The 23,586-nt window shown below is 41.8% G+C and carries 22 protein-coding genes and 1 tRNA gene; 18 read left to right on the top strand and 5 right to left on the bottom strand.

Annotated elements, in window-relative coordinates; all coding sequences use genetic code 11:
* Positions 1-65: 65 nt before the first annotated feature.
* The 3 genes from GTQ34_RS12035 to GTQ34_RS12025 all read left to right on the top strand — a co-directional run bounded on the left by GTQ34_RS12035 (position 66) and on the right by GTQ34_RS12025 (position 1,557).
* The gene (locus GTQ34_RS12035) at positions 66-410 is read left to right on the top strand and encodes a hypothetical protein (RefSeq protein WP_166524059.1); all 345 of its coding nucleotides are present in this window, start codon (positions 66-68) and stop codon (positions 408-410) included.
* A 246-nt stretch (positions 411-656) separates the two neighbouring features.
* Positions 657-881 (top strand): hypothetical protein, encoded by a 225-nt coding sequence (locus GTQ34_RS12030; RefSeq protein WP_166524058.1) that lies wholly within the window; start codon positions 657-659, stop codon positions 879-881.
* A 7-nt stretch (positions 882-888) separates the two neighbouring features.
* Entirely contained in the window at positions 889-1,557 is a 669-nt protein-coding gene (locus GTQ34_RS12025) for a hypothetical protein (protein WP_166524057.1), read from the top strand.
* Between the two features lie 39 nt (positions 1,558-1,596).
* Here GTQ34_RS12025 and GTQ34_RS12020 read toward each other — a convergent pair whose 3' ends face one another.
* The 3 genes from GTQ34_RS12020 to GTQ34_RS12010 form a co-directional block, all read right to left on the bottom strand.
* The gene (locus GTQ34_RS12020) at positions 1,597-2,322 is read right to left on the bottom strand and encodes a hypothetical protein (protein WP_166524056.1); all 726 of its coding nucleotides are present in this window, start codon (positions 2,320-2,322) and stop codon (positions 1,597-1,599) included.
* Positions 2,319-5,549 carry a BspA family leucine-rich repeat surface protein gene (locus GTQ34_RS12015; protein ID WP_166524055.1) on the bottom strand — a complete coding sequence of 1,077 codons (3,231 nt, stop codon included), beginning with the start codon at positions 5,547-5,549 and terminating at the stop codon, positions 2,319-2,321. The genes GTQ34_RS12020 and GTQ34_RS12015 overlap by 4 nt, the downstream gene beginning before the upstream one ends.
* 181 nt (positions 5,550-5,730) lie before the next feature.
* Positions 5,731-5,812, bottom strand: a tRNA-Leu gene (locus GTQ34_RS12010).
* Positions 5,813-5,977: 165 nt separating this feature from the next.
* On the opposite strand from GTQ34_RS12010, the gene GTQ34_RS12005 reads away from it, so the two are divergent.
* The 3 genes from GTQ34_RS12005 to pth all read left to right on the top strand — a co-directional run bounded on the left by GTQ34_RS12005 (position 5,978) and on the right by pth (position 8,382).
* The gene (locus GTQ34_RS12005; protein WP_166524054.1) at positions 5,978-6,919 is read left to right on the top strand and encodes a ribose-phosphate pyrophosphokinase; all 942 of its coding nucleotides are present in this window, start codon (positions 5,978-5,980) and stop codon (positions 6,917-6,919) included.
* A gap of 84 nt (positions 6,920-7,003) precedes the next feature.
* Entirely contained in the window at positions 7,004-7,663 is a 660-nt protein-coding gene (locus GTQ34_RS12000) for a 50S ribosomal protein L25/general stress protein Ctc (protein ID WP_166524053.1), read from the top strand.
* 89 nt (positions 7,664-7,752) lie between these two features.
* Positions 7,753-8,382, top strand: a complete 630-nt coding sequence (pth, locus tag GTQ34_RS11995) for an aminoacyl-tRNA hydrolase (protein WP_166524052.1) — start codon at positions 7,753-7,755, stop codon at positions 8,380-8,382.
* Here pth and GTQ34_RS11990 read toward each other — a convergent pair whose 3' ends face one another.
* Both GTQ34_RS11990 and GTQ34_RS11985 read right to left on the bottom strand, forming a co-directional pair.
* A complete protein-coding gene (locus GTQ34_RS11990) occupies positions 8,383-9,069 on the bottom strand; it encodes a hypothetical protein (protein ID WP_166524051.1) in 687 nt (228 codons plus the stop codon).
* A complete protein-coding gene (locus GTQ34_RS11985) occupies positions 9,066-12,842 on the bottom strand; it encodes a reprolysin-like metallopeptidase (RefSeq protein ID WP_166524050.1) in 3,777 nt (1,258 codons plus the stop codon). The genes GTQ34_RS11990 and GTQ34_RS11985 overlap by 4 nt, the downstream gene beginning before the upstream one ends.
* A gap of 56 nt (positions 12,843-12,898) precedes the next feature.
* Between GTQ34_RS11985 and GTQ34_RS11980 the strand changes: the two genes are divergently transcribed.
* From GTQ34_RS11980 to GTQ34_RS11925, 12 genes are all read left to right on the top strand, one after another.
* The gene (locus GTQ34_RS11980) at positions 12,899-13,828 is read left to right on the top strand and encodes a bifunctional riboflavin kinase/FAD synthetase (RefSeq protein ID WP_166524049.1); all 930 of its coding nucleotides are present in this window, start codon (positions 12,899-12,901) and stop codon (positions 13,826-13,828) included.
* Positions 13,829-15,145 (top strand): HTTM domain-containing protein, encoded by a 1,317-nt coding sequence (locus GTQ34_RS11975; RefSeq protein ID WP_166524048.1) that lies wholly within the window; start codon positions 13,829-13,831, stop codon positions 15,143-15,145.
* Between the two features lie 51 nt (positions 15,146-15,196).
* Positions 15,197-16,468: a serine--tRNA ligase gene (gene serS, locus GTQ34_RS11970; protein ID WP_166524047.1), complete on the top strand. Its 1,272-nt coding sequence runs from the start codon at positions 15,197-15,199 to the stop codon at positions 16,466-16,468.
* 80 nt (positions 16,469-16,548) lie between these two features.
* On the top strand, positions 16,549-18,336 hold the full coding sequence (locus GTQ34_RS11965; RefSeq protein ID WP_166524046.1) for a tetratricopeptide repeat protein: 1,788 nt from the start codon (positions 16,549-16,551) through the stop codon (positions 18,334-18,336).
* Positions 18,337-18,371: 35 nt separating this feature from the next.
* Positions 18,372-18,689, top strand: a complete 318-nt coding sequence (locus GTQ34_RS11960) for a DUF4286 family protein (protein WP_166524045.1) — start codon at positions 18,372-18,374, stop codon at positions 18,687-18,689.
* 4 nt (positions 18,690-18,693) lie between these two features.
* A complete protein-coding gene (locus GTQ34_RS11955; protein ID WP_166524044.1) occupies positions 18,694-19,002 on the top strand; it encodes a gamma-glutamylcyclotransferase family protein in 309 nt (102 codons plus the stop codon).
* Between the two features lie 18 nt (positions 19,003-19,020).
* The gene (gene rsmA, locus GTQ34_RS11950; RefSeq protein ID WP_166524043.1) at positions 19,021-19,887 is read left to right on the top strand and encodes a 16S rRNA (adenine(1518)-N(6)/adenine(1519)-N(6))-dimethyltransferase RsmA; all 867 of its coding nucleotides are present in this window, start codon (positions 19,021-19,023) and stop codon (positions 19,885-19,887) included.
* On the top strand, positions 19,874-21,226 hold the full coding sequence (mgtE, locus tag GTQ34_RS11945; protein WP_166524042.1) for a magnesium transporter: 1,353 nt from the start codon (positions 19,874-19,876) through the stop codon (positions 21,224-21,226). The genes rsmA and mgtE overlap by 14 nt, the downstream gene beginning before the upstream one ends.
* A gap of 8 nt (positions 21,227-21,234) precedes the next feature.
* Complete coding sequence (locus tag GTQ34_RS11940; RefSeq protein ID WP_166524041.1) at positions 21,235-21,600, top strand: cupin domain-containing protein; 366 nt, start codon at positions 21,235-21,237, stop codon at positions 21,598-21,600.
* An 18-nt stretch (positions 21,601-21,618) separates the two neighbouring features.
* On the top strand, positions 21,619-22,551 hold the full coding sequence (locus GTQ34_RS11935; protein ID WP_166524040.1) for a 2-hydroxyacid dehydrogenase: 933 nt from the start codon (positions 21,619-21,621) through the stop codon (positions 22,549-22,551).
* Positions 22,552-22,560: 9 nt separating this feature from the next.
* Positions 22,561-22,977: a response regulator transcription factor gene (locus GTQ34_RS16955; RefSeq protein ID WP_313790470.1), complete on the top strand. Its 417-nt coding sequence runs from the start codon at positions 22,561-22,563 to the stop codon at positions 22,975-22,977.
* A gap of 99 nt (positions 22,978-23,076) precedes the next feature.
* Positions 23,077-23,583 carry a DUF4199 domain-containing protein gene (locus tag GTQ34_RS11925; protein WP_166524039.1) on the top strand — a complete coding sequence of 169 codons (507 nt, stop codon included), beginning with the start codon at positions 23,077-23,079 and terminating at the stop codon, positions 23,581-23,583.
* The last annotated feature ends 3 nt before the right edge of the window (positions 23,584-23,586 follow it).

Here is a 23,586-nt window from a genome sequence, read left to right as displayed (position 1 = left end):
GTATTGTATGAATAATATAAATATTAATAAATGAATAAATTCCATTAGTTTTGCCCTAAAACAAGATGGGACAGACTATTGAGCATCTTAAAACTGATTCAAAGCCTATAATGGGAAACTCAAAGGGAACCAAATTGGCATCAACTGTTATCTGGGGAGCAGCGAGCCATTCGTTGGACACTTCAGCCATCCACAAGTTAGTTGAAAACACCGTTGGAATATTTTACCCAATCGCTGTTCAGGTTGAAAATGAAAATCGGTTCAGGATTGAAATCAACTCAGAAGATCAAATACTGGAAACAAAAGGTCTTATGCAAATGTCTGTTTTCAATGTTCTTACAATGCTCTGCCAAAAGCTGAACATACAAATCCTGCACGTGGAAAACATATTTTTGCCTGATTATGCTTAAAGAAAAACAAGTGATGGCACCCAATGCCAAATAGTCTGGCCAGAAAGAAAAAGCTTTGGTTTTCTTCACCGCTTTTTTTGTATCTTCCAGGTGAACCAAACTCAACCTCCGGTAAAACTGGATTTGAATACCACAAGAAAACCGCATTTTTACAGTAAATCAGTAGAATTCTTATCGGTTTTCTTGAACACATTCCAGACAAAATGTTTTTTAGTGCAGTTACCTGGAAATTTTCAAGGGCTTTAAATGAAAAAAGTTGGCAGAACAACCACCAAGGTGTTATTTTTGGTTTTTACCTTTTGTTTAGGAACAATCAGTGCCCAAGACAGTTCGACTGAAAACAAATCAGCCATAACCATTACCTATCCCATAAGCTCAACGGTATGGGAAACCGCAGCATTGGCCGAATTACGCTGGACAACAAAAAACATGGATACCACAAAAATCCATTCGCTTTTTTTTGGTGCGTAATAAAACAGTGGTACAAGAATTAGGTAGGTTTAAAAACAATGGGTATGCCAAAGGAATAAAGCTTGCAAAAAACATAAATTCTGGCACTAGTTATCAAGTAATGGGCATTGAACTCTTGCCGAACAACAAGGAACGAGTGGCCAAATTTGCAACTCCTTTTTTCTCAATCAAGAATAAGGAGTCCGATGAGCGAAAAAGGCAGGCCCTATTGGCGAGGAACAACCAAAACCAATCAAATAAGGAGAAGAAAAAGGACAGAAAAAAACTAAAGAAAATAACCTCATCGCCTATCGCGGCAAAGACAAATGTGACCCCCCCACTCCGGAAAGAGTTTGAGGGTCGTAGAATCTCTTATGTCAAAAATTTAGTATTTGAAAGTGAGCATTTAACCGTAAAAATATGGGACCACGAAAAAGAGGATGGAGACATCGTATCAATTTATCTTAACGGAGCCCTTGTCTTATCCAAACATCTCTTGACCAATGATTTACGTGAATTTGATATTGAGCTGGACCCGGAAAAGCCCAATGACTTCTTGTTATACGCACATAACTTGGGAGAAGTATCGCCGAACACCGTTTCTGTGGAAATAGCAAGTACTGTCAAAGCCGAAACCATAACGTTGAACTCCTACCTAAGAAGCTGCGAAGCGGTTTTGATTAACGTAAAAAAGTAAACCTCGACGCCTCCGCAAAGAATTAGAATTCAATTTCTTTTATTCTGACGATATGAAAGACACTCGTGATACTGAAAAATTACCAAATGTATCTCTAGACACCACCTCAACTGCATAGGTGGCAAACGGTACAAAAGCTAAGGGGGGTATAGTAGTTTCTATCAAATCAAAAGACTCATAGAACAATTCGCTTTCTTCAAAAACCCTTGCATCGTATGTTAGTTCATCTCCATCTTCATCATTGCCAATCCAAGAAATGACCATTTCGGATGATGCTTGATTAAAGGCCACCGTAATTTCCGCGGCATATGGGGCAAAATTGCCAACTGGTGTTCCTGGCGTAGTGAATGAATACGTATCACCATTGGTTTGCCCATCTTCGTTTGCGGAAATTACCCGCCATGTGAAGGTTTTCCCTCTATCCAAAACCACTCGAATACCCCGACTTACAAAAGTATTTCTAAAAACCTCATTGGAGCCTTCGTTAATCACCAGTATGTAGTTGTCCGCAAATTGAGCTGCACTCCAACTAAAGGCGACAGACACTTTAGTATCATCGCCGGTTACCTCCTCATAGTCGGAACAAGGTTCCCCATTTTCAGGAAGTTCACCAACCGCTTTTCCAGGTAGATTTGTTTGATTTACGGGTGGGGGGTTTTGGTTAGTAGGTGGGGGGGCGGTATTGTCATCCCCACTACTACAGGAAAGTAGCAAACAAAACAACTGTAATATAATTGGTATTTTATATCGTTCAGGATTTTTCATCTTTTGATAACTTTTAGGGTTTCCTCTCGTCCATCAACGTTAATAAGAAAAATATACAGACCAGATTCCAACATGGAAATGTCCACATTATTTTCTTTTTGATCATAGTGAAGTTCCTTTACTAGTCTTCCCTCAAGACTGTAGATTCGAAGTCCAACTTTGTCGCTGCTGGTAAGAAGATTTATGTCTGAGGAAGAGATGGTAGGATAAATTTGAATGGCATCGCCAACAAAAAAACTATCCGTGATATTGCCTTGACAGTCATTCTCGCCAGAAATTACCACCTCGTTTTGTCCCATTAAATTTTCCAATACAAGTGTCCGTGACTCGGTACTCTCGAAGCTGTAGTAGTTGCTTTCCCCATTAATGGATACTTCATAAGTCTTGCTTCCCGATACGATGTATGAGGCCGTTCTTGCCTTTGTGTCCAATTGGCTTCTTTTTCCACTCACAGAGTCAATTTCATTCACCGAAACACCATAAGTTTGTTCAAATAGTATTTCAGGAATTGAAATTACAACGGTATAACTCCCGACTGGTAAGTCATCTATTTTTAGTCCCTCATCGGAATCCACATCATCAAATTGATCGGAAACACCTGTGCCTTCAATCGAAATATCCAGCAAATAACCTGAAATACTCGTGGTAACTTCTATAGATCCATCCGAACTACCCGTGCAACTAGGCGTCGATACAAAAACTTGTATCGCATCATTTGGAACGAAATCACAGCCATTGTTATTTACTGCAACGCCTGGCAGCGTATTTAAACAGTCATCCTTATGGTCAAAGACGCCGTCTCCGTCATTATCCTGGTTGCACAGTGGGGACTCGCCGCCATCCATAACGTTCCAACCATAGGTATCAATGATGAACTGTCTAGCTTCTGCAGATTCACAGAATTGACTGCTGCCAGCATTAAAAGCAACATTGGTTTGAAGATTGGGTAAATCCGCCCAGGCATTAAGAGTCCGGTCATAATTGATCAAGGAAAGTCCAGTGTTCAAAAACATGGAGGTCATGTCCGTTACATTGGACACATCCCATAAACTTAAGTCTTGGTCAAAGGCGCTAGCATTTTGAAACATACTTCCCATGTCGATAACATTGGAAACATCCCAGCCATCGAAATCATAGTTAAAGGACGTAGCGAATAAAAACATGGTAGACATATCCGTCACATTGGAAACATCCCAGCCAGATATGTCCTGGTTAAAGGCAGCAGCAGATCCAAACATGCTGGCCATTCGATTCACTGAGCTAACATTCCAGTTCCCTATATCTTGATTGAACGCCCGAGCTCCGGCAAACATTTGCAACATGGTTTCCACATTGCCTACATCCCAACCACCAATATCTTGGTTAAAGGATTCAGCGCCCTGAAACATGGCTTGCATGGTTGAAACGTTGCCAACATCCCAACCCCCAATGTCTTGATTAAATGAGCTAGCCCCTATAAACATGGATCCCATACTCCGAACATTCCCCACATCCCAACTGCCTATATCTTGGTTAAACTTTTCGGCTGAATTAAAGAGCTCCGCCATCCAATCAATGCCCGATACATCCCAATTTTCAAAAGAGTCATTGCCCTCCAATGCCGTACAATTGGCAAACATTCCACTAATATTTGTAGTATTTGAGAAATCTGGGATGTCGACTGCGAGAACATCCATATTTGAGCAGCCTTTAAAGGCTTGAATCATATTTTCCCATTTGATATGACCCCATTGATCTATGGATAACAACTTTTGGGCATCTCCCTGATTGGCAAAATAAATCGCCGGGAATTGACCCCTAATACGTACTTCATAAATTCCAGATTGGTCGAAGCTATGAACGATGGAACCACTTACATTGGTATCAATTGTACCGTCACCCCAATCCACGGTATAGTTGTACGCCTCTCCTGGAAAAGTGGGAATAGAGATTTGATTGTCTTCGGAACCACCAGGATTATCGGTTTTCCATGTGGTCATGAAAAAACACTCGGAGTTAGGCCCATCATCCGTGATTGTCCAGCCATACGTATCAATAATGGATTGACGCTCGTCAACTGAACCACAATACTGACTGTTCCCTGCATGGAAAATAACATTGTTTTGCAGACTTGGTAAACTGCTCCACCCTTTTAAAAGTTTATCATAATTGGCCGTTGATAATTTGGTATCAAAAAACATCAGATCCATGTCGGTTACATTGGATACATCCCAAGCACTTAAGTCTTGGTCAAAGGATGCGGCATTTTGAAACATACCATTCATACCCGTAACATTGGATACATCCCATGAACTTATATCTTGATTGAATTCCGAAGCAAAAAAGAACATTAGAGCCATACTGGTCACTCCAGAAACATCCCAATTATCCAATGGCTGGTTAAAGGCTTGATTACCTAAAAACATAGTGGTCATATTGGTGACGTTTGAGACGTCCCAACCGTTAATGTCACTGTTAAAACTGTTCGCTTCAAAGAACATGGAACTCATATCATCAACCAATGATACGTCCCAACCGCCAATATCTTGATTAAATGAACTGGCACGGCTGAACATGTTCACCATTCTCGTAACCTGTGACACGTCCCAAGCCCCAATGTCTTGGTTAAATGATGTAGCTCCCGAAAACATGGCTCCCATGTCCGTCACATTGGAAACATCCCAACCCCCGATATCTTGATTGAACAAGGGAGCATCCAAGAACACCCCAAACATGGCATTCACATTGCTTACATCCCAGACTGAAAAGCTATCATTTCCTATTAGACTGGAGCAGCCGCGAAACATTAATGACATACTTGTAACATTGGACAAATCAGGGATGTCTACTGCTTTTATATCCAAATTAGAACATCTGGCAAAAGCATTGTCCATTGATGACCATTGAACCGACCCCCACTGATCTACCGACAGTAATTTCTCATAATCCTTTGCCTCGTCTTCCGGGAAAAAATTAAAGAATATTCTTGGAAATGTACCCGAGATAGAAACTTGGTAGGTACCCGGTAAACCATAGGTATGCGTGATGTCTCCTGTAACATTGGTGTTGGATGTTCCATCACCCCAATCAATGGTATAGTTGTAGATTTCTCCGGAAAAAGTAGGTATGGTGATTTGATTGTCCGCGGATGCGCCGGGATTATCAGTTTTCCAGGTTGTAATAAAAGCTTGCGAAAAAACAGACGAGAAAGAAAAAAGAAAAAGTAGTGTAAGGTAATTTTTGACCATGCAATAGATTTATTGCTACAAAATAGAAATAAATCTTATCATTTCAACTCGATTTCGTTCAATCTACCCCAATATAGGTTTTTCACAAAAAATAGTTGGAGTCTTAATAGTAAAACAATCAAACTGCTGAAGATTAGACCCCAAAAACTAAAGGCCAAGATTTTCATCTCGGCCTCTAAAGTACCTTGGGTGGGAATCGAACCCACACTCCCGAAAGAACTGGATTTTGAATCCAGCGCGTCTACCAATTCCGCCACCAAGGCATAAATATGTCTTGACATGTTGTCAAAGCGGATGCAAAGCTAAAAAATTATTTTGTTTACCACCAAAATTAGAATCAATATTCCTTTAGCAACCCGAATTAATTTTTAAATTTGCACCTCTTTTTGAGGAAAAGCACTTAAAAAGTTAGCTAACAACAGATTGTGATGTCCTATAGAGTTCCGGAACCCAAAATTTTTGCTTGCACACAAAGCGTTGTGCTGGGTAAGAAAATTGCTGCCTCCTATGGTGCCGATTTGGGAAAAGTCCAATTCTCCAGATACAGTGATGGTGAATTCCAGCCTTCGTTCGAGGAATCCATACGGGGAGCCAGAATCTTTATTATCGGTTCCACGCATCCAGGTCCCGAAAATCTAATGGAAATGTTGTTGATGCTGGATGCGGCCAAAAGAGCTTCTGCCCGTCACATCACTGCAGTGATGCCCTACTTCGGTTGGGCCAGACAGGACCGGAAGGACAAACCACGGGTTCCCATAGCCGCAAAACTGGTGGCGAAAATGTTGGAGACCGCAGGGGCAACCAGAATCATCACCATGGACCTGCATGCCGATCAGATTCAGGGGTTCTTTGAAAAACCCGTGGATCATTTGTTTGCCTCCACCCTTTTCTTGCCCTATTTAAAGAAATTGAACTTGGACAACCTTTGCGTGGCGTCACCGGACATGGGCGGTTCCAAAAGGGCCTATGCCTATTCCAAAGCGCTGGAATGTGATGTGGTCATTTGCTACAAGCAACGGGCCAAAGCCAATGTCATTTCCCATATGGAACTCATTGGGGACGTGAAGGATAAAAATGTGGTATTGGTGGACGATATGGTGGATACTGCCGGAACGCTTACCAAAGCCGCGGACCTGATGATGGAACGAGGCGCACAAAGCGTTAGAGCCATTACCACCCATGGTTTATTGTCAGGTAATGCCTATGAAAAAATAGAAAAATCAACACTCAAGGAATTGATCATTACCGATTCAATCCCTGTTGAGCATAACAAGGACAAAGTAAAGGTATTGAGCTGTGCGGATTTGTTCGCCGATGTAATGCATCGTGTGCACCACAACACTTCAATATCCTCCAAATTTTTAATGTAGCCTTCGACTACGCTCAGGCTGATAGGCCTGTGCAATTCGAAAAGTATATCAGAAACAATTAAATATTTATAGTTACTAGTTATTATGAAATCAATTACTATCAAAGGATCCCAAAGAGAAAGCGTGGGCAAGGCAGCGACCAAGGCCCTACGTAATGCTGGAAAGGTCCCTTGCGTGTTGTACGGGGGGGATAAGGCTTTGCACTTTTCAGCAGATGAGCTTGCATTCAAGAATTTGGTCTACACTCCCAATGCACACACTGTTGTGATTGAGTTGCAAAATGGTCAAAAGTTTGATGCCGTTATGCAGGATATTCAGTTTCATCCTGTAACCGATAAGATTTTGCACATGGATTTTTACCAATTGTTCAAAGACAAACCAGTAACCATGAACATTCCTGTGCGGTTGGAAGGAAATTCTCCAGGTGTACGGAATGGTGGACGTTTGCTTTTCAGAAAAAGGAAACTTGCCATCCGGGCTTTACCTGAGTTACTTCCAGATTTTATCACCATAGATATTTCCAAACTGAGAATCGGCGGTACCATTCCGGTGGAAACCTTGTTGAATGATGATTATACCATTCTTCACCCAGACAGTACAGCCGTCGTACAAGTTAAGGCTTCCAGAACTTCCGTTGATGATGAAGAGGAAGAAGAGGAAGAAGAAGGTGCAGAAGAAGGTGCAGAAGCAACTACCTCAGAGGAAGGTGGTGCAGAAGCTCCAGCTGCAGAAACTACAGAGTAAATATTCAATTCATACCAAGGCATCCTTGTTTTACAGTTTATGTAGAATTTAGGATGCTTTTGTATTTTTAAGCGTTTAGAATTCCATTCATGTTTCAATGGATACATAATTTATTTGGCACATCAAAAAGGTGGCTTCAAGAAACGGACGCTATGAAAAAATTCCTTGTGGTTGGATTGGGCAATATTGGGCCTGAATATGAAGAGACCCGACACAACATCGGTTTCAAAATATTGGATTTTCTTGCCGAACAGGAAAATTTCAAATTTGAACCAGCCAAGTTTGGGGCGATTTCTACTTTTAAGCACAAAGGCCGAAGTGTTCTTTGCTTAAAACCATCGACCTACATGAATCTTAGTGGAAAAGCTGTCAAATATTGGATGGAGAAGGAAAAAATTCCTTTAGAAAATGTTCTAGTTGTTACCGATGACATCAACCTGTCTTTCGGTACCTTGAGACTTAAAACCAAGGGAAGTGATGGGGGACATAACGGCCTAAAAAACATTCAGGACCTGCTCCAAACAACTAATTATAATCGTTTCAGATTTGGTGTGGGATCAGAATTCAGCAAGGGAAGACAAGTAGAATACGTATTGGGCACATGGAATGAGGAGGAGACAAGCGCAATACAAGAGCGCCTTAAAAGATCTGCTGCCCTTATAAAATCCTTTGTTTTTTCAGGTGTCAAAAATACCATGAACCAATTTAACGGAACCTAATCAGAAGACTTTAAATTCAAAGACTCCCGAATCGGATGTATTCCCTTGCGAGTCGGTTGTGATGACCCTCCAATAATACACAGTATTCGAGGTAACGCTTACGGCAAGCTCCATAACAGATGCGCTAGTGCTTCCCGCCTCTGTTTGTGGTGGATTTTGGTCCGAAAAGAAAATTTGAAATGCATCAATATCGTTGTCCACATCAGCTCCCGACCATCGAAGTAATACTTCATTGGCAATATCCTTTTGAACAGTAGATCCTGATATTGGACTTACCAATTGTGCAGGAAATGGTGCATAGGAGGTTTGCGTTCCGGCATTATAGAATAACCAAGTTTCGCTGCTCGCTACTTGTTCCGATTTTGAATTACGTGATGTGACCGACCAAGAAAAAGGGGTGCCCTTGGCAATTGATAAACTTGCAGAAGTAGCCGCAGTAGATATAGTCTGAGGGACATTCGTATCCAGGTTTACCGCGCTTAACGTATAACTATCCGTATTTGTGGAAGCCGACCACTCAAAAGTAACCTGGCTTAAATTTTCATTGACACTAGTACCTGTGGTACACTCCGAATTCTCCTCAGGAAAAACCAAACTTGCTCCTCCGGGCGCAGGTGGTGGGTCGTCATTGCCCCCGCACGAAGCAAGCAATAGTAGGGTTAATAAAGGAAAAAGATACTTTTTCATCTTTTAATCAATTTAAATGTTTCAGTAGTATTGTCGGTCTTCACCTTTAGTACGTATGTGCCCGATGACAATACTGAAAAATCCAGTTCTAATTCATTTCCGTTTACAGTTTTCGCATCTGTCATGGCAAGTTTTCCGTCCATAGAAAATACTTCAATACCCACAGTACCAGAAAAACCATTCAAGAAGATTTTGCTGCTTGCAACTACTGGATTTGGATACAATATAGGTTTGGACGAAAAGAAGAAATTATCTTCAAACGTACCTTGACAGGGCAAATTAGTGTATACTTTTAGCGAGTTACGCCCCTGGGCAAGGGGAATTTTTATTTTGGATTCTTCTGTCTGTGCTACCAACCCATTAAGTTCTATGTTATAGAAATTGCCTCCATCCAAGGTCAGCTCCAGCAATCCAGAATCCACAATGAGCGCATCCACGGATAATACCTCGGGTTCGGAAACGATTATTTCAAAACATGTTTCTTGAAACGTGGTCATGCCGTTTGTACCGTTTATGCAAAGCGTGTAGGTTCCCGCCCCTATATTCTGAAAGGTGTGTGCATTTGTAAAATCTGCATTCAATGTGGTTCCTGCTCCATTCAATACTGCCGTAGAGGATATGGAAGTATCGGAAGCTGTAACTGTTACTGAACCATCATTATTACTACGACATGCCTCGCTTTGTATTTCGACCACAAAGTTATCAGCAGGAAATCGATTGATCGGGCATCCTGTGACATCCACTTCGGTACCTTTAGGTGTTCCTAAACACAAATCATCACCATCATCAAAAACACCATCTTCATCTTCATCGGGCCTGAATGCACCTTCGGCACATATATCAAGAGAAAAGCTATTTAAAGACCCCCCATCACTTTCAAAAATATCCCTAATCTCCAAAATCCATTCACCCAAAGTGGATTCACCATTTAAGGAAGCCAAGGATCCAAATGGACTGACCGTCCCAGAAATTGCAGGATTGCCTGAACAGGTGATTTGAGCACCATCATCATCAAATATTGCATTTATATCATTTAAATCTCCACAAGTGTTTGCCACAAGGGTCACTCTTGTTCCTGCTGGAGAAATGAGGCTTATTACCAAGTCTTCCAAATAACTATGAGTCAATTCCAAGTTTACATTCAAATCAGAAATCACCAAATCCTCAAAAAATTGAATGGAGGTTGACACTGTCGGTGTTCCTACGGCTGGTATTTCAAGAGGAAGGTTATTAGCTCCATCAAAACTTTTGCACTCAACCTGAGTAGTTGTAAAACTAAATGGCGTTCCAAATGTTCCAGTGCCACATCCATTATTGGGACGTACCCGCCAAAAATAATCGGTTTGTTCCAGTAAATCGGTAGCTAGGTAAAAGTTAAAGGGAACAGTAGCTGATGCAACAATGCTCGAAAAACCAACATCTGTTGCAACTTCAACGTCATAGCCAGAATAAAGCGGGTCCGCTTCCCAACTTAATTGCGCATTTAATGATACATTGGCCGCTCCATCAACCGGCGATGTAAGCACTACATCCGTGAATCCCGTATCTCGTATAGCAACTGACAAGACAACTTCTTTGGTGACGGATGCAGAAGTTGATGTCACTGTAATGTCATATATCCCAGGTGCAACATTGTTCGTGTTGGACAAGGTCAAATCCACCGTGGTATCATCACTGGTCGCATCAACCGGACTAAACAAAGCAGTCAAGCCAGCAGGTACGTCAGCCGAAAATGTAGATGTTTCATTGAAACCGTCAAAAGTCTGGTATGCAAATGGAATGGTGATATCGTTGGGCTGGCAAACTTCATGGTCAAGACTATCAAACGCCAGTACAACCTCATCTTGTTGAATTGAGAAATTCGAATCATTCACTGCAAAAAACACGTTGTTACTGGCTTTAACCATAACTCTGGCACCGCTTGTTACATTTCCGGGAATCAAAACATCTTCCATTCCATCATTCAACGTATCGTCGGCCAAAAGAATCGGGAAACCGGTTCCGCCGTCAGTGGAAAGATAAATATCCACCATTTGTGCATCGATGGGCGACTGATTTGTGTTGGCTACGTCCCATGTAATTTCTTGGATACTTCCGGCCTCATAAACTTCCGCTGATGTCTGCGAGGTAACCACAAACGGGCCTGCGGCATTAATAACTCGAACATTGAGGACATCTGAAATCACTTGGCCACCTCCTGAAGCATTGTCCCTTACGGTCAAAGCAAAATTTAGGTCACGTTCCACATTGGAGACCGTTTCCCATGCTTCATTGATCTGTGGATTGGTTTGGGTCAGGTTGCCCTGGATTACTTCAGAAAGTCCAGGAAAATACCGTGCCGGATTTACACTGGGTGGTAAGGACCTAAAATTGGCCGAGCTCGGATTTTCTGGACCGAAGGTCGTTGTTGTAACCACCCCATTGTCAATTTGTTCCCATGTATAGGTCAATACATCCCCTGGGTCTGGATCAATGGCCAAACCTTCGAGTACAAAAGCAGTTCCCTTGGGAATGATATAGTCCCCCATGGGAGTAACCACAGGAGGTGAATTGGTAAGCGCAACTGTCTGTGCACAAGAAGTGGTTTGCAAATAATTCGTTATCTGCAAAATACTATAGTAGTGGAAATAATCATCGCCATTGGGTGCTACATTGTTTTCCCCAACAATGCCTGCATAGCCCATTATTGTAGTTCCACTTGCAGGTTCGGCCTGAACTCCGGTACCTTCGGACTCAAAAGACCAGGTATGGTTCGCCCCGAACTGATGTCCGAGTTCATGCGATACATAGTCAAAATCAAAGACATCCCCTTGGGGAATAAAAGCTGCCGAAAAAGCACTCCCCTTTTGATTGTCCGAACAAACAGCACCTATAAAGCCTGCATTTCCATTATCCTCGCCTTCACCAACTTTGTGAAAAAGATGGCCAACATCGTAGTTTGCCTCTCCAATGGTTGTTGTCAATGTATTTTGTACTTCGCCATTCAAATTGGAGGTATATGGATCAGTATTTGGGTTGGTAAAAATCACGAGGTCGTTATTGGGAACCAGTTCCAAGGTCACCCCCAAATCGGTTTCAAACACCTGATTGACCCGAGTCAATGTTGCGTTGATTGCAGCTAATGCATCTGCCACCGTTCCCCCATGAAATTGGGTATACTCTCCGGAAGCGGATACGGCTATTCTATATCTCCTTAGCAATTGATCATCCACTAAAGGCACAATGGTCTTGAAAACTGTAGATTGCAGCTTTGCTGTTTCACACACAAAATCCTCCTTGGCGGAAGCCCCTGAACCTTTTTCATACAAAATGTAAGTATCCGTTTTGTTGGAAACCTTTTCCATAAAAATGGTCTTTTTATCCGTCACGTTCACAACCATTCCCTGCAGTCCTTTATGAGAACCACTTAGTTTTATCTTAAATTTTCCATCTAAGCTTAACCCGGAGTACGATTTTATCTTGGGAAATTTCTTGGCCAATTCTTCACTTAACAAAGGAGTTTCTTCTAGTGCAAATGCAACCATCTCATTCTCTGAAACAGGAAAATAGGTCACTTTTTTTTGACCCTTTAAAAAAGACAGTTGTTGCAATTCCTTTTCAAATGCAGTTTTATTCAACGAAAAAGCGGCTCCTGCTTTTGACATGTTCTTTACCGAAGCGCTTTTAAAACTCGATTCTTTGGAAATGGATTTCCAATACCCTTGTTGCCCATATGAGGAAAAGCAGGCGAAAATTATGGTTATTGAAAAAACAAGATGTAATTTAGCTTTCATACGATTAGGGCATCGGTCAAATTTCAAAAATAAGCCTTTTTTATTTTCTCGATAAGGTGGAAACAATCCAAGATATTTCTCATTTTAAAGGTATTGGGCATCAAACAGCCATAACCATAGGCACATTTGATGGCGTTCACCTTGGTCATCGCAAGATACTGGAACGCCTCATAAATGATGCCAAAAGTTCTGGTTTAAAATCTACAGTGCTTACCTTTTTCCCACATCCCCGGATGGTTTTGCAGAAAGATGCCGATATCCAATTGCTAAATACACTTGAGGAAAAAAAACAGATTCTGGCTAGGATGGGGCTCGATTATTTAATTGTCCACCCCTTCACCAAAAAGTTTTCCAGACTTTCGGCAACCGAATTTGTGCGGGATATTCTGGTCAATAGCCTCAAAGCCAAAAAAATCATTATTGGCTATGACCATCGCTTTGGCAGAAACCGCAATGCCAACATTCAAGACCTTATCGCCTTTGGAAACACTTTGGATTTTGAAGTAGAGGAAATCCCAGTTCAGGAGATTGACGAGGTTTCCGTGAGTTCAACAAAAATTAGAAAAGCCCTTTTGGAAGGGGACATAGTTACAGCCAATGACTACCTCAACTATCCCTATATGCTGACGGGCACCATCACCAAGGGAAAAGGTTTGGGAAAACAGTTCGGGTTCCCAACTGCAAATCTCCATATAGCCGAAGACTACAAGCTAATTCCCAAAAATGGAGTGTACGTGGTTCAGAGTGAAATTCAAGGTAAGCAATATCATGGCATGATGAACATCGGGTTCAACCCCACTGTTTCCGGAACGGAAAAAAGTATAGAAATCAATTTTTTTGACTTTGATGGCAATCTGTATGGTCAAAAAATTCAAGTTGGCCTATTGCATCGAATCCGTGATGAGCACAAATTTGAAACTGTTGACGAGTTGCAAAGGCAACTGAAGAAGGATAGAAACCACTCTCTGGAACTAATTTCTAAATAGATGCTTGACCGTTTTCTTTTTAGAAGAATAGACAACGCCCAATTGGTGGTGTTTCGAATTTGCTACGGATTTTTAGTCAGCGCCGAATGCTATGGGGCTATCATCACTGGATGGGTACGCAAAACCCTTGTAGAGCCTAAGTTCACCTTCTCTTTTATCGGGTTTGAATGGCTTCAGCCGTTACCAGGAAACGGTATGTACTTCTATTTTGCCATTATGGGTACCCTGGGATTGCTCATCATGGTTGGTTATAAATATCGTTTAAGTGCTTTTGCTTTTGCGTTTATGTGGACAGGGGTGTACCTCATGCAAAAAACGTCCTACAACAATCACTATTATCTGTTGATGTTATTGGCATTTATCATGGCATTTTTTCCCGCCAATAGGGATGCCTCATTAGATGCTAAACTCAATCCGAACCTGAAGTCCCACACCATGCCCAATTGGATTCGATGGACCATCATCTTGCAATTGTTCATCGTGTACTCCTACGCATCAGTGGCCAAGCTTTATGCCGATTGGCTCGATTTTAGTTTTATAGACGTTCTAATGCGGCCAAAAAAGGATTATTTCCTGGTTGGCGAACTGTTACAACAGAAATGGGTTCATGTGGCAGTGGCGGTTTTTGGTATTCTATTTGATTTATTGGTGGTGCCGGCCCTGCTTTGGAAACGCACACGAAAAATTGCTTTTGCATTTTCCATTTTCTTTCACCTATTCAACAGCTATGTGTTTAGAATTGGTATTTTTCCTTATCTCTCACTCGCCTTTACTGTTTTCTTCTTTGAGCCTCAAACCATTCGTAACATCTTTCTCAAAACAAAGAACATCACTATCACCAAAGTACTGGAAGTACCCAAAAACCGTAATGTGATTGTAGGCATTCTAGGCATCTATTTTTTTGTTCAGCTATTGCTACCCCTGAGACACCACACATTTCAAGACAATGTGCTTTGGACGGAAGAAGGGCATAGATTAAGTTGGCGGATGATGCTCCGTGGCAGACAGGGTACCATTCAATTTAAAGTTGTAAACAAGGAGAATAATGAGGTTAAATATATTAAGCTGGATGATTATCTCACTAACAAACAAAAGAATAGAGTTGCAAGCTACCCCGATTTCACCTGGCAATTTGCCCAACGACTGAAAAAGGAATATACCGAAAAGGGAATGGATGTGCAGGTATTTGTCCGTAGTCGAGTCAAAATAAATGATGGCAAATACTACGAATTTATAGACCCTGAAGTAGACCTTGCGAGCGTTCCTTGGAAACATTTTTCACACAATGAGTGGATCTGCCCCTCGCAAAACCAATAAATGTTGGGCAACTACCAAGATTGATTTAAATTTGCGGCTCAATATTAGGCCATGCTTCAATTACAGACCTTAAGGGAGGACCACGAAAAAATAGTGGTCGCATTAAAAAAACGCAATTTGGATGCTGCTCCCATAATTGCAAAAATTCTTGAACTGGACCAACAACGTCGTTCCATTCAAGCGCAGTTGGACAATACCTTGGCAGAGTCCAACAAGCTTTCCAAAGAAATTGGAATGCTCTTCAAGTCTGGGAAGGCATCAGAGGCCAACCAACTAAAAGAAAAAACTTCCGCCCTTAAGGAAACCACAAAGCAGTTGGGTGAGCATCTGAACGAATCAGCCGTGGCCTTGCAGGAACAATTATATCTTGTTCCCAACATACCCCATGAATCGGTGCCTGCCGGCAACTCGGAGGAAGACAATGAAGAGATTTTCAACGCAGGACAAATCCCGAAGCTGGCAGACGATGCGCTACCCCATTGGGAATTGGCAAAAAAATACGATATCATCGATTTTGAGCTAGGTGTTAAGGTAACCGGTGCCGGATTTCCCGTCTACAAAGGAAAAGGAGCCCGGTTGCAACGGGCTTTAATTGCTTATTTTCTTGATAAAAATACCGAAGCGGGGTATACCGAAGTACAACTGCCGCTTATGGTGAATGAAGCTTCGGGGTATGGAACCGGACAATTACCTGATAAAGAGGGGCAAATGTACCATGTTCAGGCCGATAACCTGTATCTTATTCCAACTGCAGAAGTGCCCATCACCAATTTACACCGTGATGAAATGCTGTCCGAAAGTGATTTTCCCATTAAATATACAGGCTATACCCCTTGTTTTAGAAGAGAAGCAGGAAGCTACGGTGCACATGTCCGAGGACTTAACCGATTGCATCAGTTTGATAAAGTGGAAATTGTACGGATTGAACATCCAAACCATTCCTATGATGCCTTGGACGACATGGTGCAACATGTGAAAAAAATACTCGGTGAGTTGAAATTACCTTATCGCATTCTTCGTTTGTGCGGCGGCGATTTGGGCTTCACCGCTGCCCTGACCTATGATTTTGAGGTTTTCTCTACCGCTCAAGACCGTTGGTTGGAAATAAGTTCGGTATCCAATTTTGAAACCTTTCAGGCCAATCGTTTAAAACTTCGTTTTAAAAATAGCGATGGAAAAACGCAATTGGCCCACACACTAAACGGAAGTGCCTTGGCCCTACCCAGGGTACTCGCTGGAATTTTGGAAAACGGTCAAACGGACAAAGGCATAAAAATTCCGGAGGTTTTGATACCGTATTGTGGTTTCGACCTTATTGATTAGGATATTCTCAAAAATCAATTTTGGATTCAATTAACAGAATCCCGCACTTTTCTACGTTATATTTGAAATAAAACAAGCTATTGCGATACCTTTTATTTCTTATATTGTTCTTTGCATTTCAATCATTTTCCCTTGCGCAGGAAGACTTTTTGGCCAAACAATATTTTAATGACGGAGACTATGAAAAGGCCGCTGTTTTTTATGAAAAATTGGTGGAAAGGAACCCTAGGAGGACAGATTATGCCGAAGGTTTGGTTGCTTGTTACCAACAACTTGAACGATATGGAGACGCACAAGAGTTTCTTTTAAAAAAGATTGAGGACAGCTACGCATTTCCCACGTTCTTTATCGAACTTGGATACAACTACACGCTCCAAAATCAACCTGAAAAAGCTACCTATTATTACGATAGAGCCATCCAAAAGATTGATGAAAATCCAAATTTTGGTTATAGCATCGGGTACCGCTTTCAAAAATATGCGCTTTTGGAAGAGGCCAAAAGTTCCTACATAAAGGCAATGAGGCTTAAGCCAGACCTGAATTATGATTATCAACTGGCACGCATTTATGGTGAGCAAGGCGATATTGAAAAAATGTACCAGTCCTACTTGAATCTTATCTGGGAAGGAAGGACCTCACGCTCCAACGTACTTAGAAGTATGGACGATTTCATATCTGAAGACCCCTCGAATGAAAACAACATCTTATTGCGAAAAGTACTCCTCAAAAATGCCCAAAAAAAACCCGATATCCTGTGGAATGAGCTTTTAAGCTGGCTTTTTGTCCAACAAAAACAGTATAGCGGTGCTTTTGCGCAGGAGAAAGCAATTTTTAAGCGACGCAAAGACGGGTCTTTAGATCGTATGGAAAATTTAGGACAAATAGTCCTTGAGGACAAAGATTATAAAGAAGCAGTCCCTATTTTCGATTTCATCGTGGAAAATGCCTCGGAGCCTAGAACAAAACTTAATGCACAGCTTCACCTTATCGATATAGAGCTAGTCGACGCAACTGAAAAGAAATTGGATGCTATAGAAAAAAAGTTTGAAGGCCTTATTTCTATATATGGTTATCAAAGCAACACTTTACAGCTCCAAGTTGCCTATGCCAACTTTCTTACTTTTAAAAGAGAAAGGCCAGAGCCCGCCATCGACATGCTCAAGAAAAGTTTGAATCTTCCCATGGGACGGATGACAGAAGCCTATATAAAACTTGCATTGGGCGACATCTTGGTCTATGGCCAGAAATTCAATGCTGCGCTGATTCATTTTACACAAGTACAGAAAAAACTGAAAAATGATGTGCTCGGTCAAGAGGCCCGCTTTAAAGTTGCCCAGACCAGTTTTTACAAGGGTGATTTCGATTGGGCCTTGACCCAGTTGAAGGTCCTTCGGGGTTCCACATCCCAGCTTATCGCCAACGATGCCATGCAATTGAGCCTTACCATTTCTGATAATTCCTTGGAGGACTCTACCCAAACGGCCTTAAAAAAGTATGCAAGGGCCGACCTATTGGCGTATCAAAACAAGACCAACGATGCCATTGAAATTCTTGAGGACATCTTGGAGAACCATAAGGGTGAAAAAATTGAGGATGAGGCCCTGCTAAAACAGGGGCAACTTTTGGAAAGCCAAAAAAAATACGAACGTGCGGAGTTTAACTATAAAAAGATTGTGGAATTTTATGGTCAGGACATACTCGCCGATGACGCCCATTTCGCACTGGGTGAATTGTACAGCAACTTTTTAGACCAACCAGAGAAGGCCAAGGAGCATTATGAAAGCATAATCATGTCCTATCAGGACAGTTATTACTTTCCCAAGGCCCGAAAGAATTTTAGAAGACTCCGTGGAGATGCCATTAATTAATTTCCCTACATTTAGTCCCCTAAACATCAGGTGGAATGCTGATATATAATGTCACCATAAACATAGACGAAAGCGTTCATGACGAATGGCTTGCCTGGATGCGGGACAAGCACGTTCCGGATATGCTGTCAACAGGAAAGTTTTCGCATGCCAAAATGACCAAAGTTTTGGTAGAGGAAGACCAAGGTGGGGTCACCTACTCCGTACAATATACAACCAAGGACAGAAAAACACTGGATGCCTATTATCACGAAGATGCTGACCGGCTACGTACCGAGGCACAGAAAATGTTTCCCAACAAATTTGTGGCTTTTAGGACAGAGCTGGAAGTAATCAGTCAACAGATCCCATAGCGCTTTGGAGTATCTTTTTACCTATGGGACCCTCCAGGATTTGCAAGTACAGGAATATGTGTTCGGACGGATACTTCACGGATATAAAGATTGTCTTTTGGGTTTTAAAAAAATGGAAAATGTCATTTATGGCCGCTATCCTTTGGTAATCAGAACCGAAAACTCAGAAGACAAAGTTGTCGGCAAAGTATACGAAACAGAACTGCTCGATTTAGAAAAAGCCGATATCTACGAAACTTCTGCCTACAAACGAGAAAAATTCAAGCTCGAATCGGGAAAAGAGGCTTGGGTGTATCTAGAAAATTCCAAGTAACTTGCGAAAAAACTTCCCGTGCCCAAAAAACATCACAAGAACCATCCCAATAGGCAACCTTCATATCAAAAGAAAGGCCAGCATCAGGTAAAGGCCAAAAAACATCTTGGGCAACACTTCTTGAAAGATGAACAAGTAGCGCAAAAAATTGCGGATACGCTCTCTCTCGAAGGATATACACACGTTTTGGAAATTGGGCCGGGTATGGGGGTGCTCACCAAATATTTGCTGCTTCGAAATATGGATTTGGCCGCCATGGACCTTGACAAGGAATCCATCATATACCTAAACCATAGTTTTGGCTTGGAGCATCCCGAAGTTTTAGCCAAGAACAACCGCCTAAAAGTGATAGAAGCTGATTTTCTTTCGTTTGACCTAAAACAGCTTTACGGGGATGAACAGTTCGCGATAACCGGAAATTTTCCCTACAATATATCCAGCCAAATTGTTTTTAAAATGTTGGAAATGCGACAACAGATACCCGAGTTTTCAGGGATGTTCCAAAAAGAAGTGGCTTTGCGCATTTGTGCCGGACCTGGAAGCAAAACCTATGGTATTATGTCTGTACTGGTACAGGCATTTTACGAAGCAGAATATTTGTTCACCGTACCGCCAGATGTTTTTGACCCTCCCCCAAAAGTACATTCTGGAGTATTGCGGTTGATCCGAAAACAAAATCTGCAGCTCCCATGTGATGAACAACTGTTTTTCAAGGTGGTGAAGACTGCGTTCAACCAAAGAAGAAAGACACTTCGCAATAGCCTTAAACCCTTCAATCTTTCCAATAATCTAAAAGAAGATACTATATTTGACCAACGCCCAGAACAGCTGCATGTAGCCGATTTTATAACATTGACCCAGAAGATAGCCAATGACCCCGTTTAAACTCACAGAAGAGCTCATCTCAGAAATTCAGCAACTGATCGAGGAGAAAAGGAACACTGACCTCCGGTTGATGATGCAGGAGTTCCACTATGCCGACATCGCCGAGATTGCCAGTGAGTTAGAAGTGGAGGAAGCCACTTATGTCATCAGACTGTTGGACAGTGAAAAAACATCGGATATCCTAGCCGAAATGCATGAGGACACCCGAGAGGCTGTATTGAACAATCTTACCGCCAAGGAGATTGCTGGGGAGCTGGAGGAATTGGACACCGATGATGCGGCCGACATCATCAATGAACTTCCCAAAGAGATTGTCCAAGAAGTTATTTCCGAAATTGAAGATAAGGAACATGCCAAGGATATTGTGGACCTCTTGCGATACGATGAGGATTCGGCGGGTGGTCTTATGGCAAAAGAATTAGTGAAGGTAAACGAAAATTGGAATGTACTTACCTGCGTAAAGGAAATGCGGGCCCAAGCTGAAAATGTTACCCGTGTTCATTCCATTTACGTGGTAGATGACGAGGATAAGCTTAAAGGTCGCCTGTCCTTAAAGGATTTGTTGACCACATCCACCAAAACACATGTCAAGGATGTGTATATTCCAAAAGTGGATTCCGTAAATGTCAATGAAAAAGCAGAAGAGGTCGCCAAGATCATGTCCAAGTACGACTTGGAAGCCATTCCCGTAGTAGATGAAATTGGGAGACTTGTCGGTAGAATTACCATTGATGACATTGTTGATGTCATCCGAGAAGAAGCAGATAAGGATTATCAGTTGGCCGCCGGTATTTCACAAGGTGTTGAAGCAGATGATAGCATTTGGGAACTTACCAGGGCGCGTTTGCCTTGGCTGATTCTTGGGCTTTTCGGTGGTCTGGGCGCAGCAGCCATTATGGGTGGTTTTGAGGAAATGATTTCAAAACATGCCGTACTTTTTTACTTTACACCGTTAATTGCTGCCATGGCAGGTAATGTCGGCGTACAATCAAGTGCGATTATTGTCCAAGGTCTGGCCAACGACGATCTAAAAGGAAGCGTCAGTAACCGGCTGATAAAAGAGATGTTGTTGGCCCTTTTGAATGGATTGATACTTGCTGTTTTGTTATTGGCTTTCACATGGGTTTGGAAAGGCACTTTTGATACCGCTCTGGCCATTTCCCTATCCTTGGTAGTGGTCATCGTGGTGGCCGGATTAATAGGCACCTTTATTCCCTTGTTTCTACATCAACGGAACATTGACCCCGCAATAGCCACAGGACCATTCATCACCACAAGTAATGATATTTTTGGAATCCTCATCTACTTTTGGATTGCTAAACTAATCTTGGGCATATAATCTCACACATGAAACCCATCAATTTAAAACAAAAACATGCCGAGTTCACCAAGCAATGGCATCCCCATCAAATCGCAGTAGTGGATGATATGCAAGTGCTTTTGGCCAAACTACAGGGTGAGTTTGTATGGCATGCCCACGAAGATGAAGATGAACTTTTTCAGGTAATCAAAGGAACACTTTATATGCAGTTTCGTGACCGGACAGAAATAGTAAAGGAGGGAGAAATCATCGTTGTGCCCAAGGGAGTGGAACACAATCCCATGACCAAAGATGGTGAGGAAGTCCACGTACTGCTCTTTGAAAAATTGACCACTGCACACACGGGTAGTGTGAAACATGAAAAAACACAGACCAACTATCCCAAGATTTAGGATGTATAAATTTAGCCCATGAAAGTCCTCCATTTAGATACCAACCATCCTTTACTCATAGAAGAACTCTCCAAGTTGGGTTTTGAAAATCATGAAGATTACAAATCCACCAAAGAATCAATAGAAAAAAAAATACACTTATACGATGGTGTCATCCTACGAAGTCGGTTTCCCTTGGACCAACAATTCTTGGACAAGGCTACCAATCTAAAATTTATCGGACGGGTCGGGGCCGGCATGGAAAATATAGATGTCCGTTATGCCAAGCAAAAGGATATTTTTTTGGCTTCAGCACCAGAGGGCAATCGAAATGCCGTTGGAGAGCATACTTTGGGAATGCTTTTGTCCATCATGAATAATATGTGCAAGGCAAATCGCGAAGTAAAAAAAGGAAAATGGGACCGGGAAGGAAACCGGGGAATGGAGCTAAATGGAAAAACGGTCGGCATTATCGGCTATGGAAATATGGGCAAGGCTTTCGCTGAAAAACTCCAAGGTTTTGATGTTGAAGTAATCTGCTACGACATTATCGGAGGTGTGGGTGACGAAAACGCCCGCCAGGTGGGCATAATGGAATTTCAACAAAAATCCGATGTGGTCAGCCTTCATGTACCCCAAACAGGATTGACAACAGGTATGGTCAATTCCGAATTCATTAATGGGTTCCACAAGCCTTTTTGGTTGATCAATACCGCTCGAGGCTCATGTGTGGTCACAAAGGATATGGTGACCGGCCTGAAGTCCAAAAAAGTGTTGGGTGCGGCACTGGACGTGTTGGAATATGAGAAGACCTCCTTTGAGAACATGTTCTCCAAAAAACCCAAGGCTTTCAAATATTTGCGGAAGGCCAAAAACGTTTTGCTGACACCCCATGTGGCCGGTTGGAGTAGCGAAAGTAAAGAAAAGTTGGCCCAGACCATCGTTGACAAAATCAAGGAAAGATTTTGTTAACTTGTCCGGGTGAAGAAAACCATCTTTGTATTTTCCGTACTGATTGTTGCCCTGCTCGTTTTGTTTCAATTGAGCAAATACACCTACATGTCCGGTGACATTTCCATAGAAATCATTATTGCCATAATCGCCATTACTTTCTTTTTCATTGGGGCATACTTAAAGGCCAAAACAACTAAAAAAGAGGTAGACAATCCAAATCAAGTAGATTATAAAAAAATAGAGGAGTTGGGCATCAGTAAAAGAGAATATGAGGTGTTGGTCCAAATAAGCAAAGGGCTATCCAACCAAGAAATTGCAGAAATCCTATTTGTGTCGGAAAGTACCGTGAAGACACATGTATCAAATCTTCTTATAAAGTTGAATGCCAAACGACGGACCCAAGCCTTGCAGATAGCAAAAGAGCTTCAAATTTTGGCCTATTGACCCTTTTCCCGACTGAAGTCCCATGCTTTTGGTACTTTAGTATGAGGCCATTAGCTCTACTTCAACCTAATTTTGGAAAAATCAATTAAACCAATAAAAATGAAAAAAACTGTTTTAAAGTTCGGTCTCTACGGAGCAATTTCCATTTGTTTGCTTTTCTTAATAAGCTGGTTTTTATTAACTGATTTTTCCTATGCCTTACAAGAAGTATTCGGTTATCTTGCCATGGTCATCTCCCTGTCTTTTGTGTTTTTTGGAATAAAATATTTCAGAGATGAGCAAAACCAGGGAAAGGTTACCTTTAAAAAGGCGCTTGTGATCGGTGTTCTCATCAGTTTGATTACCGCATTGGCCTTCGGGATACTAGATGTTATATATACCGAAGTGCTTAACCCGGATTTTATGGCCGATTATTACGAGAATGCTGCAGAAAAGTTGCGCAGTACTGTTACAGCAGATCAGCTGGAAATCAAATTGGCCGAGTTGGAAGCACAACGCAAAATGTTTGCGAACCCACTTATGTCCTTTACGCTCATGGCGATGACGGTTTTCGTTATTGGTTTTATCATTTCCTTATTATCTGCATTGATTTTACAACGAAAATAATTA

It is taken from the genome of Flagellimonas ochracea (assembly GCF_009903685.1).
GTDB lineage: Bacteria > Bacteroidota > Bacteroidia > Flavobacteriales > Flavobacteriaceae > Flagellimonas > Flagellimonas ochracea.
This window is presented reverse-complemented; position numbering and strand designations above follow the sequence as displayed.

Excerpts from the sequence above, each read along its gene's own strand:
- GTQ34_RS12005 (WP_166524054.1), top strand. The coding sequence starts at position 5,978 with ATGTCCTATAGAGTTCCGGAACCCAAAATTTTTGCTTGCACACAAAGC.
- GTQ34_RS11975 (WP_166524048.1), top strand. The coding sequence starts at position 13,829 with ATGCTTGACCGTTTTCTTTTTAGAAGAATAGACAACGCCCAATTGGTG.
- GTQ34_RS12015 (WP_166524055.1), bottom strand. The coding sequence starts at position 5,549 with ATGGTCAAAAATTACCTTACACTACTTTTTCTTTTTTCTTTCTCGTCT.
- serS (WP_166524047.1), top strand. The coding sequence starts at position 15,197 with ATGCTTCAATTACAGACCTTAAGGGAGGACCACGAAAAAATAGTGGTC.
- GTQ34_RS12030 (WP_166524058.1), top strand. The coding sequence starts at position 657 with ATGAAAAAAGTTGGCAGAACAACCACCAAGGTGTTATTTTTGGTTTTT.
- GTQ34_RS11925 (WP_166524039.1), top strand. The coding sequence starts at position 23,077 with ATGAAAAAAACTGTTTTAAAGTTCGGTCTCTACGGAGCAATTTCCATT.
- GTQ34_RS11985 (WP_166524050.1), bottom strand. The coding sequence starts at position 12,842 with ATGAAAGCTAAATTACATCTTGTTTTTTCAATAACCATAATTTTCGCC.
- pth (WP_166524052.1), top strand. The coding sequence starts at position 7,753 with ATGTTTCAATGGATACATAATTTATTTGGCACATCAAAAAGGTGGCTT.
- mgtE (WP_166524042.1), top strand. The coding sequence starts at position 19,874 with ATGACCCCGTTTAAACTCACAGAAGAGCTCATCTCAGAAATTCAGCAA.
- GTQ34_RS12000 (WP_166524053.1), top strand. The coding sequence starts at position 7,004 with ATGAAATCAATTACTATCAAAGGATCCCAAAGAGAAAGCGTGGGCAAG.
- GTQ34_RS11940 (WP_166524041.1), top strand. The coding sequence starts at position 21,235 with ATGAAACCCATCAATTTAAAACAAAAACATGCCGAGTTCACCAAGCAA.
- GTQ34_RS12035 (WP_166524059.1), top strand. The coding sequence starts at position 66 with ATGGGACAGACTATTGAGCATCTTAAAACTGATTCAAAGCCTATAATG.
- GTQ34_RS12020 (WP_166524056.1), bottom strand. The coding sequence starts at position 2,322 with ATGAAAAATCCTGAACGATATAAAATACCAATTATATTACAGTTGTTT.
- GTQ34_RS11960 (WP_166524045.1), top strand. The coding sequence starts at position 18,372 with ATGCTGATATATAATGTCACCATAAACATAGACGAAAGCGTTCATGAC.
- GTQ34_RS11990 (WP_166524051.1), bottom strand. The coding sequence starts at position 9,069 with ATGAAAAAGTATCTTTTTCCTTTATTAACCCTACTATTGCTTGCTTCG.
- GTQ34_RS11935 (WP_166524040.1), top strand. The coding sequence starts at position 21,619 with ATGAAAGTCCTCCATTTAGATACCAACCATCCTTTACTCATAGAAGAA.